We start from the raw sequence: 13,590 nt of genomic DNA, 5'->3' as shown, positions 1-13,590 counted from the left end.
AGAGCGTGATCGAACAGATGTGATCGCACAGATGTGATCGCGCAAATGTGATCGCACAGATGTGATCGGCGGGACGTGACCGGTGAGGTGTGTATGAAGAGGCGGCTTCCGGCCCTCGTGGTGCCCGCCGCCCTGCTCCTCGCGGGCTGCGGGGACAGCGGCGGGCTCGAAGCCGCGGGCCCGACCCCGACGGCGGTGGGGCCGCGCCACCTGTGGCCGTCCCTGACGCCCGCGTCCGCGCCCGCCGACGACTACGGGGCGGGCGAGACCCAGGTGGTGAAGGGCGTCGCGGTGCCCGGCGGCGACCTGCGCCGGGTGGACCCGGTGACGGTGGTCCGCGCCCAGGCCGCCGCGGACCCGGACACGTACAAGGACATCGAGAAGGGCCTCGCCGACTGCGGCGATCCCGGTCCGAAGGAGACCGGCTGCCCGGTCCTCACCCCCTACTACGCGGATCTGACGGGCAACGGCAAGGACGACATGGTCGTCGCCGTGCGCGCGCCGAAAGGGCAGCTCGTGGTGCGGGTCTACATGTACGCGGACGGCAGGCTGACGCAGATCATGGATGACGAGGACGCCGTCATCAGCGTCCAGCTCGCCGACCGCAGCGTGGTGGTGCGGGCGGTCGCCGACCTGTCGGGGTACGAGTACCGGACGTCGTGGTCCTACGACCGGCATCAGCGGGCGATGCTGCCGACGCGCGACGAGATCGTGCGGACCGGGCCGCCGACGACACCGGTTCCGAAGACACCGTCCGGTCCCGCCTCCCGCTCGGCCGCGCCGTCGCCCACGCCGTCACCGACGGGTGGCTCATGACGCGCCGGCCGCGCCTTCCGGCCTGGACGGCGTCGCTGACCTGGAAGGCCGTCGCGTTCCTCGCGGTGATCTGCTGCGCGCTCGCCGCGCTGCTCGGCGTTCTCGTGCACGTCTCGGTCACCCATCAGACGGTGCGTGAGGCCAGGGACCGGGCGCTGGACCGGCTCGACGAGGCGGCCGAGGCGTTCCGGGCGGGCGGGCGGCTCGGTCCCGGCGCGTCCCTCGATCCACCGGAGCTGCCCGCATCGCTGCGCGCCCTCGCCGTGCACGGGGAGCGCGGCACGATGGTCGGCCGCCACGACACGCGCCCCACGATGTGGGCGGCGGGTCCCGCGGCGGGCGGCAAGGCGCTCGCGGTGCGGATCGACTACGCGCAAGGGGCCCGCACCATCGACGGCCTCGACCGGGCGATCGTCGGGTCGTCGGCGCTGGCCATCGGGGCGACGCTGCTGGTCGGCGCGTTCGCGGTGACCCGGGTGACGCGGCGGCTGCACACGACGGCCCGGGTGGCCCGCAGGATCAGCGCGGGCGCGCTGGACGCCCGGGTCGACGACGTGCGGACCCGGGACCGGGGGCGGCGCCAGGACGAGGTGGCGGCGGTGGCCGGTGCCCTCGACAGCATGGCGTCGTCGTTGCAGGCGCGGATCCTGACCGAGCAGCGTTTCACCGCCGACGTCGCCCATGAGCTGCGTACGCCGCTGACCGGGCTGCACGCCGCGGCGGAGTTGCTGCCGCCCGGCCGCCCCACCGAGCTGGTGCGCGACCGGGTCGCCGCGCTCCGCACGCTCACCGAGGACCTGCTGGAGATCTCCCGGCTCGACGCGCGCAGTGAGCGCGTGGATCTAGACGCCACCTTTCTGGGTCCTGTGGCGGAGCGGGTGGTGCGGGCGTCGGGCACCGGGACGGCGGTCCAGGTGGTCCGGGACGTGTGCGTGGTGACGGACCGGCGCCGTCTGGAGCGTGTGCTCGGCAATCTCGTGGTCAACGCGCACCGGCACGGCGCCGGGCCCGTCGAGCTGACGGTGGACGGCCCGGTGATCACGGTGCGGGACCACGGTGAGGGCTACCCGGACTATCTGGTGGAGCACGGGCCGCAGCGGTTCCGTACGGAGGGCGGCGCGAAGGGGCATGGGCTCGGCCTGACGATCGCGCGCGGGCAGGCCGAGATCCTGGGCGCGAGCCTGCGGTTCACGAACGCGCCGGACGGCGGCGCCCTCGCCACGCTGACGCTGCCCGATCCGGAGGCGTCCGGCTGATCCGCCGCGTCGTCCGACCGGGCCGGGCGCCCGGCGCCGCGCCCCGCTGGTGGCGACATAACCGGATATCGCGGGCGCGCTTGCTACTTTCCCGCCATGACCGCCCCGACCGCGCCCTCCTCGGTCCCCGCCGTGCGTGCCTTCCGGCGCCCGGGGACCGAACTCGCCCTGATCGTCCTGGCCGTGCTGTTCAGCGTCTACGGCTACTGCGCGGTCGGGCTCGCCAGGGACGGCTCGGTCCCGCCCGGCGCCGCCGGGTACGGCGCGGGGCTCGGGGTGCTCGCGCTGCTCGCCCATGTCGCCGTCCGGGTCCGCGCCCCGTACGCGGACCCGCTGCTGCTGCCGATCGCGGTGCTCCTCAACGGGCTCGGCCTGGTCCTCATCTACCGCCTCGACCTGTCGACGCCGAGCGACGAGGCGGCCCCCACCCAGCTCGTCTGGTCGACGCTCGGGGTGGGCCTGTTCATCGGGTTCGTCCTCCTCCTGCGCGATCACCGGGTGCTCCACAGATACGCGTACCTGTGTGTCGTCGCGGCCCTGGTCCTGATGATCCTGCCGATCTTCTTCCCGGCGGTGAACGGGGCCCGTATCTGGATCAGGGTCGGCGGTCTTTCCATCCAGCCCGGCGAGTTCGCCAAGATCCTGCTCGCGATCTTCTTCGCCAGCTATCTCGCGGCCAACCGCAACGCCCTGTGCTACACCGGCAAGACGCTGTGGAAGCTGCAACTGCCCACGATGCGGGTGTTCGCGCCGATCCTCGCGATCTGGCTGATCAGCGTCGGCGTCCTGGTCCTGGAGACCGACCTCGGCACCTCGCTGCTGTTCTTCGGCCTGTTCATCGTCATGCTGTACGTGGCCACGGGCCGCGGGAGCTGGATCGCGATCGGTCTGGTGCTCGCCGCGGCCGGCGCGTTCGTCGTGGCGTCCTTCGAACCGCATGTGCACGGCCGGGTCGAGGACTGGCTGCACCCGTTCGCCTCGGTCGAAGCGGGGGACGGTGCGAGCCAGCTCGCGCAGTCGCTGTTCGCGTTCGCGGCGGGCGGCGTGCTCGGCACCGGGCTCGGCCTCGGCCACTCGGTCCTCATCGGCTTCGCCGCCAAGTCCGACTTCATCCTGGCGACGGCGGGCGAGGAACTGGGCCTCACGGGACTGACCGCGATCTTCCTGCTGTACGCGCTGCTCGTGGAGCGCGGTTACCGTGCGGGCCTCGCCCTGCGGGACCCCTTCGGGCGGCTCCTGGCCGTCGGGCTCGCCTCGATCGTCGCGCTCCAGGTCTTCGTCATCGCGGGCGGTGTGATGGGGCTGATCCCGCTGACCGGCATGGCGATGCCGTTCCTCGCGCAGGGCGGTTCGTCCCTCGTCACCAACTGGATCATCGTCGCGATCCTCGTCCGGGTCAGCGACCGGGCCCGCGGCGGGCTGCCGCCACGGGCGCCGTCGAACGCCGTGAGCGCCGCGGAGGCCGCCGCATGACCACGTACATCCGCCACGCCTCGGCCTTCTGCCTGCTGCTGCTGGTCGCGCTGCTCCTCAACGCGGCCCGCGTCCAGGTGTTCCAGGCCGGCTCCCTCGACGACAACGCGGCCAACCGCCGCACCGCCCTCGCCCGTTTCGGTCAGCCGCGCGGCGACATCCTCGTGCAGGGCGAGCCCGTCACCGGATCGCGGGACACCGGGGAGTCGCTGCGGTACGAGCGCACGTACAAGAACGGGCCGCTGTACTCCCCCGTCACCGGATACGCCTCGCAGACGTACGGCACGACGTTCGTGGAGAGCGCCGAGGACGCCGTCCTGTCCGGCACCGACCCGATGCTCGCGCCGCTCCCCTTCTGGAACGAGATCTCCCGCTCCCAGGAGCCCGGTGGCCGGGCCGAGACCACCGTCGTGGCCGCCGCGCAGCGCGCCGCGTACGCCGGGCTCGGCGGCAAGAAGGGCGCGGTCGCGGCGATCGAGCCGTCGACCGGAAGGATTCTGGCGCTCGTCTCCACGCCGTCGTACGACCCGCGGTCCATCGCGGGCACAGGACCGGCCGCGACCCGCGCCTGGTCGCGGCTGACCGCCGACCCGGACCAGCCGATGCTGAACCGGGCGATCCGGCAGACGTATCCGCCGGGTTCGACGTTCAAGGTGGTCACGGCCGCTGCCGCGCTGGAGAAGGAGGTCGTGGACGGCCCCGGCACCCGCACCGACACCCCCTCGCCGTACACGCTGCCCGGCACGACCACCCGGCTGAGGAACGAGTCCTCCTCCGACGCCTGCGAGAACGCGAGCCTGGAGTACGCGCTCCGCGTCTCCTGCAACACGGTGTTCGCCGACCTCGGGGTGCGGGTGGGGCTTGCGGGCATGGTCAGGATGGCGGAGAAGTTCGGGTTCAACGACGACGGCATCAGGATCCCGATGACCGCCGCCGCGTCCACCTTCGACACCGGCATGAACAAGGCGCAGTTGGCGCTCTCCTCCATCGGCCAGTACGACACGGCGGCCACGCCCTTGCAGATGGCGATGGTCGCGGCGGCCGTCGCCAATGGCGGGACGCTGATGGCTCCGCACCTCGTGGAGCGGACGACGTCCGCCGACGGCGCCACCGTCTCCGCCACCGGCAGCAGGACCTACAAGCAGGTCATGTCGCCCTACACGGCGACCGAGTTGCAGCGGATGATGGTCGACGTCGTGGAGCGGGGCACCGGCACGAACGCGCGGATCTCCGGGGCGACGGTGGGCGGCAAGACCGGCACCGCGCAGAACGGCGTGCGCAACGAGGGCGTCCCGTACGCCTGGTTCCTCTCCTACGCCCGCTCCGACACCGCGTCCGCGCCGCAGGTGGCGGTGGCCGTCGTGGTGGAGGACGCGGCGGCGAACCGCTCGGACGTCAGCGGCGGCGGCAGCGCGGCGCCGATCGCCCGGTCCGTGATGAAGGCCGTGCTGGACTCCGCGGACCGGTGACGCCGACCTGGCGACGACCCGGTCCCGTACGCCCTCAGCCCTCCGCGCCCGCGCTGATCGCGCTGTGCACCTCCGCGACCCGGTCGCGTTCCTCCGCCGCGAAGCGTTCCGCGTCCAGCTTCTCGGCGATCTCCTCGTCCTCGGTCATGAGCGCGTCGAGGTTGGAGTCGCCCATCTCGAAGACGCCCATGTCGACGTAGGCCTGCTGGAGGCGCGGGCCCCACAGGCCGATGTCCTTGACGCACGGCACGATCCGCGAGAACAGCAACTGCCGGAACAGGGCGAGGAACTCGGACTGCTCGGTGTACTCGTCGGCCTGCGCCTTGGGGATGCCGAAGTCCTCCAGGACCTCGACGCCGCGCAGCCGGTCGCGCATCAGGTAGCAGCCCTCGATGACGAACTCCTCGCGCTCGCGCAGTTCGGCGTCGGTGAGCTGCTTGTAGTAGTCGCGCAGCGCCATCCGCCCGAAGGCGACATGGCGGGCCTCGTCCTGCATCACGTAGGCGAGGATCTGCTTGGGCAGCGGCTTGTCCGTGGTGTCGCGGATCATGCCGAACGCGGCGAGCGCGAGCCCCTCGATGAGGACCTGCATGCCGAGGTAGGGCATGTCCCAGCGGGAGTCGCGGAGCGTGTCGCCGAGCAGGGCCTGGAGGTTGTCGTTGATCGGGTAGAGCATCCCGATCTTCTCGTGGAGGAAGCGGCCGTAGACCTCGGCGTGCCGCGCCTCGTCCATGGTCTGGGTCGCCGAGTACAGCTTGGCGTCGAGATCGGGCACGGACTCGACGATGCGCGCCGCGCACACCATCGCGCCCTGTTCCCCGTGGAGGAACTGACTGAACTGCCAGGAGGCGTAGTGCTTGCGCAGCTCGCCCTTGTCCTTCTCCGTCATCTTCGCCCAGTGGGGCGTGCCGTACAGGGACATCGCCTCGTCCGGGGTGCCGAGGGGGTCGTAGGGGTCGACCTCCAGCTCCCAGTCGATGCGCTTGGCGCCGTCCCACTGCTTGTCCTTGCCCTTCTGGTACAGGGCGAGCAGGCGGTCGCGCCCGTCGTCGTACTCCCAACTGAAGCGAGCCGAACCGGTCGACGGTACCGACCAGTTGGGCTCGTCCGGGGCCCTGGTGTACAGCTCATGCGTCGACATACCGGCAGGCTCACACGGTGATAGACGCGGGGTCAACAAGTCGCGCACAAGGGATTGACGGCCTTGCTGACGCGCAGTCTCATAAGGGGAGGCACAGTGGTGACTGCGGTAACTCCGCGAACAGGGATGGGGAGTCGGCGATGACGACCACGACGGAAGCCGACGCGGTGGAAGGGCTGCGCGACGCTCTCGGTCTGCTCAAGGACCGCGAGCAGGTGGCCGAGCGGCTGCTCGACTCCTCCGCCAAGCACTCCTTCGACCCGGACAAGGAGCTGGACTGGGACGCGCCGTTCGAGGACGGCAAGTGGTTCTGGCCGCCGGAGCTGGTCTCCCTGTACGACACCCCGCTGTGGCGGCGGATGAGCGAGGAGCAGCGGATCGACCTGTCCCGCCACGAGGCGGCGGCGCTCGCCTCGCTCGGCATCTGGTTCGAGCTGATCCTGATGCAGCTCCTCGTCCGGCACGTCTACGACAAGGCGGCGACGAGCGCGCACGTCCGGTACGCCCTCACCGAGATCGAGGACGAGTGCCGGCACTCGAAGATGTTCGCGCGGCTCATCACCCGCGGCGAGACCCCGCACTACCCGGTGGCCCGCGTCCACCACAACCTGGGCCGCCTCTTCAAGACCGTCTCCACGACACCCGGCTCGTTCACGGCGACGCTGCTCGGCGAGGAGATCCTCGACTGGATGCAGCGGCTGACCTTCCCCGACGACCGCGTCCAGACCCTGATCCGTGGCGTGACCCGCATCCACGTGGTCGAGGAGGCCCGTCACGTCCGCTACGCCCGTGAGGAGCTGCGGCGCCAGATGGTGACGGCACCGCGCTGGTCGCAGGAGTTCACGCGGCTCACGTCCGGCGAGTTCGCCCGCGTCTTCTCCGAGGCGTTCATCAATCCCGAGGTCTACACGAACGTAGGGCTCGACAAGAGGGAGGCCGTGGCCCAGGTCAAGGCCAGCGGCCACCGCCGCGAGATCATGCAGACCGGCGCGAAGCGACTCACGGACTTCCTGGACGACATCGGCGTGCTGCGCGGCGCGGGCCGCCGGATGTGGAGGTCGTCGGGTCTTCTGGCCTGACGAAGGGGGCGGGCCGGCGGATACGCTCGCGCCATGACGTCGGCAACCGGTACGCCCGCCTACAGACGGCTCAGCGTCGAGGAGCGGCGCGCGCAGTTGCTCGAAGCGGCACTGTCGCTGTTCGCGCACCGGGCCCCCGAGGACGTCTCGCTCGACGACGTGGCGGAGGCAGCCGGGGTCTCCCGCCCCCTGGTCTACCGCTACTTCCCGGGCGGCAAGCAGCAGTTGTACGAGGCCGCGCTGCGGTCCGCCGCCGACGTGCTCGAACAGTGCTTCGCCGAGCCTGCCGCGGGCCCGCTGACCACCCGGCTCGCCCGCGCGCTCGACCGCTACCTGGCCTTCGTCGACCAGCACGACATGGGGTTCGCGGCGCTGCTCCAGGGCGGCAGCGTGGTCGAGACCTCGCGGACGACCGCGATCGTGGACGGCGTGCGCCGGGCCGCCGCCCAGCACGTCCTCAGCCATCTGTCCGTGCCGGTACCGGGCCCGCGACTGCGGATGACGGTCCGCATGTGGATCACCGCGGTCGAGGCGGCCTCCCTCATCTGGCTCGACGAGGGCAAGCAGCCCCCGCTGGACGATCTGCGCGACGGTCTGGTCGACCAGTTCATGGCGGTCCTGACGGCGACGGCGGCCCGCGACCCGGAAACAGCGCGGGTCGTCCGCCGTGCCCTCGCCCTGGAGACCCGGGACGGCCCGGTGGGAGAACTGGCACGAAGGGTGCTTCCGGTGGTGAGCGACGCGGCGCATCTGCTGTGACAAGGGCGTGACGCGAGCCCGTTGCGGCGGGCCGTGTGCCCTTGGATGATGGGGCGCATGTCTGAGCACGGGGGTGCGGCGGACTACACGCCGCAGGTAAGAGGACCGGAGTCCGCCGAGGACTCCGAGGTGGCCGCGCACGAACGGGAGTTCACCGAACCGGTCGTCCAGGCGTTCCCCGACGAGCGGGGGGAGCGGGCATGACGGGCGGTGGAGGCGGTGGCAAGGACCTCCAGGCGGACGGTCTGGGCCTGGTCGCCAAGGGACTGACCGAGGCGCTGGCGGAGCTGAAGGAACTCGGCATGGTCGGCGAGGCCGGGGCCGGGCGCGGCTTCGGTGACATCGCCCTGTCGGGTCTGGAGCTGGGCCACGAGGGCCTGACGGGTGAGTTCAAGTCCTTCTGTGAGCGCTGGGAGTGGGGGGTACGTTCGCTGGTCAACGAGGGCAACGCCTTCGCGGTCAAGACCGGTCTGTCGGCGGGCACGTACTACGAGACCGAGCAGTACGTCGAGGGCTCGCTGAAGGTCATCACCAACTCCGCGATCGGCAACCCCTACGCCTCGGAGGAGGACGTCACCCAGCAGGGCTGGGGCGACATCGCCACCTCGGGCGTGCTCTCGGGCCCGGACTACAGCAAGGAGTCCTTCGACCAGGCGCTGGCCAACAGTGAGCAGGGGTGGAAGGACGCCGGGCGGGATGTGATGACCTCGCACACCGTGGGCCCGCTGGGTCTCAACCCGGAGAACCTGCACGGGGCGGCCGGGATGTCCGACGCCGAGTACGACCAGTGGCTGGACAGTACGTTCGGGCCGTCCCCGGAGGCCCGGGCCAAGGCCGCCGAACAGCAGCAGGGCGGGGGTGAATAGCCGTGGGTCTGCTCGGAGACATCGGCAGCGGTCTCAAGGACGCCGGTGGCGCGCTGAAGGACGGGATCAACGACGGCCTCGGCAAGCTGGAGGACGGCTACGAGGAGGGCAAGAAGCTCGTCGGTGAGGGCATCGACTGGGGTACCGACAAGGTCGGTGAGGGACTGGACAAGGTCGGTCTGCACGATGCCGCCGACGCGGTCGAGGACTGGGGCGACGACGTCGCATCCGATCTCGGTGCCACCCCCGGTGAGCAGCAGCTCGGCCAGACCGAGGAGGCCGACGAGCTCGTCCACGGCAAACCCGACACGATCCGCGAGTCCGCCAAGCACCTCAAGGACTTCCACACCGCCTTCGACCACGTCGCCTCCGGCATGCGCAAGGTCGATTCCTCCGGCTGGGCCGGTGAGGGCGGTGACGCGTTCCGCAAGAAGTTCGAGATGCACCCGACCAAGTGGGCCCAGGCGGCGGATGCCTGTGAGACGGCGGCCGGGGCGCTTGAGTCCTACGCGGACACGGTCAAGTGGGCGCAGGGCAAGGCGAAGGAGGCGGTCGAGCTCTACAAGAAGGGCAAGAAGGCCTCCGAGGACGCGGTCGACGCCTACAACAAGCGGGTGGACGCCTACAACGGCAAGATCAAGGCGAACGAGGACCCCGGCCCGAGGCCCGAACCCTTCCAGGACCCCGGCAAGGCCGACATCAAGAAGGCCCACGAGACCCTTGCCGAGGCGCGCAAGCAGCGCAACACCGCCGCCTCCGACGCCCAGACCAAGGTCAGGGCCGCCCTCGCACACGCACCCGCCGAGCCCCCGCCGCTCGACCGGCTCGGCAACAACCTCGTCGACGGCTACCAGGCCTACAACACCGAACTCACCCACGTCGTCGGCGGCGTCCTCAAAGGCACCGCCGGACTGGTCAACTTCGCCCGCGGCCTCAACCCCACCGACCCCTACAACCTCACCCACCCCGCCGCCTACCTCCAGAACGTCTCCATGACGCTCTCCGGCCTCGTCTCCACCGCCGCCCACCCCGAACGCATCGTCACCGCCGCCGTCGACGGCTTCAAGAACGACCCCTCCGAATTCGTCGGCCGCCTCCTGCCCGAACTCATCGGCACCAAAGGCGCCGGACTCGCCCGCAGCGGACTGCGCATGGGGCTCAAGACCGGCGCCAAGGAAGGGCTGGAGAACGGGGCGCGCAAGGCGGTCCAGAAGGAGCCGCACGGCCGTACCGAGCCCTCGCGCGAGAAGTACGAGCACGATCCCAGCGACCCGATCGACCTCGTCACCGGCAAGATGTACCTGCCGGAGACCGACATCGAGCTGCCGGGCGCGCTGCCGCTGGTGTTCCGGCGCCGGGTGGAGTCGGGCTCCCGGCTCGGCCGCTGGTTCGGACCGTCCTGGACGTCCACGCTCGACCAGCGTCTGGAGATCGACGCCGAGGGCGTCGTCCTCGTCACCGAGGACGGACTGCTCCTGACCTACCCGCACCCGGCGCCCGGCATCCCGACCCTGCCCACGCACGGCAGCCGCCACTGGCCCCTGGACCGGGTCGACGGCGGGTACACGGTCACCAACCCGTACACCGGCCGCACCTGGCACTTCGCCGACCTCGGCGCGGACCGGGCCGCACTGGAGCAGATCGACGACCGCAACGGGAACTGGATCACCTTCGAGCACGACGCCGAGGGCACCCCGCTCGCCGTCGTCTCCTCCGGCGGCCACCGCCTCCACGTCACCGTCGACGGCGACCGGGTCATCGCCCTGCACCTGGCCGGCGCGGGCCCCGGCGGCACGGACCAGGAGATCAAGCGCTACGGCTACTCCGAGGTCGGTGACCTCACCGAGGTCGTCAACTCCTCCGGTCTGCCGCTGCGCTTCACCTACGACGACCGCGGTCGCGTCACCTCGTGGACCGACAGCAACGACCGCTCGTACACGTACGAGTACGACGAGCGGGACCGCTGCGTCGCCGAGGGCGGCACGGACGGGCACATGACGCTGCGGCTGTCCTACGACGAGGTGGACGAGGCCACCGGGTACCGGGTCACCACGACGACCGACGCGCGGGGCCACCGCAACCGTTACCTCATCGACCACGACGGCCAGGTCGTGGCGGAGACCGACGCGCTCGGCCACACCACCCGTTTCACCCGGGACCGCCGCGGCCGGGTCCTGACCCGGACCGATCCGCTGGGCCACGTCACGTCGTACCGGTACGACGAGGCGGGCAACGTCCTCGCGATCACCCGGCCCGACGGGCGGGAGATCACCGCGGAGTACGACGGGTTCGGCCTGCCCTCGCGCATCAGGGCGGCGGACGGCACGCTCACGCGCCACACCTACGACGCGCGCGGCAACCGCACGTCGACGACCGGCCCGACCGGGGCCACCACCGTCTTCGGCCACGACGAGGCGGGGCGCCTGACCACGGTCACCGACCCGTTCGGGCACGTCACCACCGTGCGCTGCGACCGGGCGGGCCTGCCGGTGGAGATCACGGACCCGCTCGGCGGCGTCACCCGCTACGAGCGCGACGCCTTCGGCCGCCCGGTGCGGCTGACCGACCCGACCGGGCTCGTCACCCTCCTGGAGTGGTCGGTCGAGGGGCATCTGACCCGTCGCACCGCGCCCGACGGCACCAGCGAGACCTGGGCGTACGACGGCGAGGGCAACTGTGTGCGCCACACCGACCGGGCCGGTGGCACCACCCGCTACGAGTACACCCACTTCGACCTGCTCACCGCCCGCACCACCCCGGACGGCGTCCGCCACACCTTCACCCACGACAGCGAACTGCGCCTCATCCAGGTCACGAACTCCCAGGGCCTGACCTGGAGCTACACCTACGACCCGGCGGGCCGCCTGAGCGCCGAGACGGACTTCGACGGTCGCACCCTCACCTACACCCACGACGCGGCGGGCCGTCTCACCTCCCGGACGGACGCCCTGGGCCGCACCACCTCCTATGAGCACGACGCCCTCGGCCGCACGGTCCGCAAGGACGCCGACGGCCAGGTCACCACGTACGCCTACGACCTCACCGACCAGGTCGCCGAAGCCACGGGCCCCGACGGCTCACGCCTGACGATCCTGCGCGACAGTTACGGCCGCGTCCGCTCCGAGACCGTCGACGGCCGCGAACTGCGCCACGAGTACGACCGTTCGGGGCGTCGCGTCGCGCGGACCACACCGACGGGCGCGCGCACCACCTGGTCGTACGACGCGGCGGGCCGGCCGGTGGGCCTGACCGTGTCCGGGCGCGCCCTCGACGTCACCTACGACGCCGCCGGACGCGAACTCACCCGCGGTGTCGGTGACTTCCTCACCCTGGAGAACACCTACGACCCGCTGGGCCGGCTCCTCGCGCAGTCCGCGACGGGCCCGGACGGCGGCACGGTGCAGCGCCGCGCCTACACCTACCGCGCGGACGGCCACCTCGCGGCCCTGGACGACCACCTCGACGGGTCGCGCACCTTCGACCTGGACCCGGCGGGCCGGGTCACCGCCGTGCGCGCCGCCCACTGGACGGAGACGTACGCCTACGACGCGGCGGGCAACCAGACCACCGCCTCCTGGCCCGCCTCCCACCCCGGTCACGAGGCCACCGGCGAGCGCGAGTACACGGGCACCGGACTCACCCGGGCCGGGGGCGTCCGCTACGAGCACGACGCGCTCGGCCGGGTCACGCTCCGGCAGAAGACGCGCCTGTCCCGCAAGCCGGACACCTGGCGCTACGCGTGGGACGCCGAGGACCGGCTGGCCCAGGTCACCACGCCCGACGGAACGGTGTGGCGGTACACGTACGACGCGAAGGGGCGCCGTACGGCGAAGCTGCGGATGGCGGCGGACGGCGTGACGGTCGCCGAGCGCACCACGTTCACCTGGGACGGCACGACGCTGTGCGAGCAGACGACGTACGCGGCGGAGCTGCCGGGCCCGGTCACCGTCACCTGGGACCACCGCGGTCTGCACCCCGTCGCGCAGACCGAACGCGTCGGCGCCGCGGACGCCCCGCAGGAGGAGATCGACTCCCGGTTCTTCGCCATCGTCACCGACCTCGTGGGCACCCCCCGCGAACTCGTCGACGAGAGCGGAGCCGTCGCCTGGCGCACCCGTTCCACCCTGTGGGGCACCACGACGTGGAACGCGGACGCCTCGACGTACACACCGCTGCGCTTCCCCGGCCAGTACTTCGACCCCGAGACGGGCCTGCACTACAACTACTTCCGGCACTACGACCCGGAGACCGCCCGCTACCTCACCACCGACCCGCTCGGCCTCGCCCCGGCCCCGAACCCGTCGGCGTACGTCTCCAATCCGCACACGGTGTGCGACCCGCTGGGTCTGATGCCGTCCGACTACAAGAAGGTCACCTACGGCGAGTCCAAGGGCGCGGGCCAGGACCTCAAGCGGACGGCGCAGGTCGGCGACGACACGTGGCAGTTCAACACCGGCCACGGCTACGACCGGGCGCACACCGGTCCGAACGGTGTGCCGAACGATCTGCGCACCACCGGTCTCACCCCGGACGAGATCGAGCAGGGAATCGTCAACTCCGTCTACGACCACATGAAGAACGGGGGGACGGTGCCCAAGGTCGGGCCCGGGTTCACGGGGCCCATGGACGGGTCCCTGAAGATCGGCGGTCATGACATCGGCTACCGCGTCTCCCAGACACCCGACTCTGTGTACCGTGTGGCGACCTATTGGCTCAATCCCTGAGCCGGGC

The 13,590-nt window shown here is 71.3% G+C and carries 10 protein-coding genes; 9 read left to right on the top strand and 1 reads right to left on the bottom strand.

Annotation, left to right across the window (positions count from 1 at the left end):
• The first annotated feature begins 93 nt into the window (after positions 1–93).
• The 4 genes from ACIRF8_RS23570 (at position 94) to ACIRF8_RS23555 (ending at position 5,014) form a co-directional block, all read left to right on the top strand.
• Entirely contained in the window at positions 94–816 is a 723-nt protein-coding gene (locus ACIRF8_RS23570) for a hypothetical protein (protein WP_404217414.1), read from the top strand.
• Positions 813–2,072: an ATP-binding protein gene (locus tag ACIRF8_RS23565; RefSeq protein ID WP_404217413.1), complete on the top strand. Its 1,260-nt coding sequence runs from the start codon at positions 813–815 to the stop codon at positions 2,070–2,072. The genes ACIRF8_RS23570 and ACIRF8_RS23565 overlap by 4 nt, the downstream gene beginning before the upstream one ends.
• Before the next feature lie 96 nt (positions 2,073–2,168).
• Positions 2,169–3,545: an FtsW/RodA/SpoVE family cell cycle protein gene (locus ACIRF8_RS23560; RefSeq protein WP_404217412.1), complete on the top strand. Its 1,377-nt coding sequence runs from the start codon at positions 2,169–2,171 to the stop codon at positions 3,543–3,545.
• Positions 3,542–5,014 (top strand): penicillin-binding transpeptidase domain-containing protein, encoded by a 1,473-nt coding sequence (locus tag ACIRF8_RS23555; protein ID WP_404217411.1) that lies wholly within the window; start codon positions 3,542–3,544, stop codon positions 5,012–5,014. Before ACIRF8_RS23560 ends, ACIRF8_RS23555 begins: the two co-directional genes overlap by 4 nt.
• 34 nt (positions 5,015–5,048) lie before the next feature.
• Here the strand turns inward: ACIRF8_RS23555 and ACIRF8_RS23550 are convergent, their stop codons facing one another.
• Entirely contained in the window at positions 5,049–6,155 is a 1,107-nt protein-coding gene (locus ACIRF8_RS23550) for a ferritin-like domain-containing protein (RefSeq protein WP_404217410.1), read from the bottom strand.
• A gap of 140 nt (positions 6,156–6,295) precedes the next feature.
• Here ACIRF8_RS23550 and ACIRF8_RS23545 point away from each other — a divergent pair, with 140 nt between their 5' ends.
• The 5 genes from ACIRF8_RS23545 to ACIRF8_RS23525 are packed head-to-tail and all read left to right on the top strand — an operon-like array spanning position 6,296 to position 13,583.
• Positions 6,296–7,234: a diiron oxygenase gene (locus ACIRF8_RS23545; protein WP_404217409.1), complete on the top strand. Its 939-nt coding sequence runs from the start codon at positions 6,296–6,298 to the stop codon at positions 7,232–7,234.
• A gap of 33 nt (positions 7,235–7,267) precedes the next feature.
• Positions 7,268–7,993, top strand: coding sequence for a TetR/AcrR family transcriptional regulator (locus ACIRF8_RS23540; RefSeq protein WP_404217408.1), 726 nt, complete (start codon positions 7,268–7,270; stop codon positions 7,991–7,993).
• Positions 7,994–8,050: 57 nt separating this feature from the next.
• On the top strand, positions 8,051–8,197 hold the full coding sequence (locus tag ACIRF8_RS23535) for a hypothetical protein (RefSeq protein ID WP_404217407.1): 147 nt from the start codon (positions 8,051–8,053) through the stop codon (positions 8,195–8,197).
• Positions 8,194–8,859: a hypothetical protein gene (locus ACIRF8_RS23530; protein WP_404209900.1), complete on the top strand. Its 666-nt coding sequence runs from the start codon at positions 8,194–8,196 to the stop codon at positions 8,857–8,859. Before ACIRF8_RS23535 ends, ACIRF8_RS23530 begins: the two co-directional genes overlap by 4 nt.
• 2 nt (positions 8,860–8,861) lie before the next feature.
• Positions 8,862–13,583 carry a putative T7SS-secreted protein gene (locus ACIRF8_RS23525; protein ID WP_404217406.1) on the top strand — a complete coding sequence of 1,574 codons (4,722 nt, stop codon included), beginning with the start codon at positions 8,862–8,864 and terminating at the stop codon, positions 13,581–13,583.
• Positions 13,584–13,590: the final 7 nt, after the last annotated feature.

This window comes from Streptomyces sp. NPDC102406 (assembly GCF_044765725.1).
GTDB lineage: Bacteria > Actinomycetota > Actinomycetes > Streptomycetales > Streptomycetaceae > Streptomyces.
Note: the sequence above shows the minus strand (reverse complement) of the source record. Positions and strands in the feature narration are given on the sequence as shown.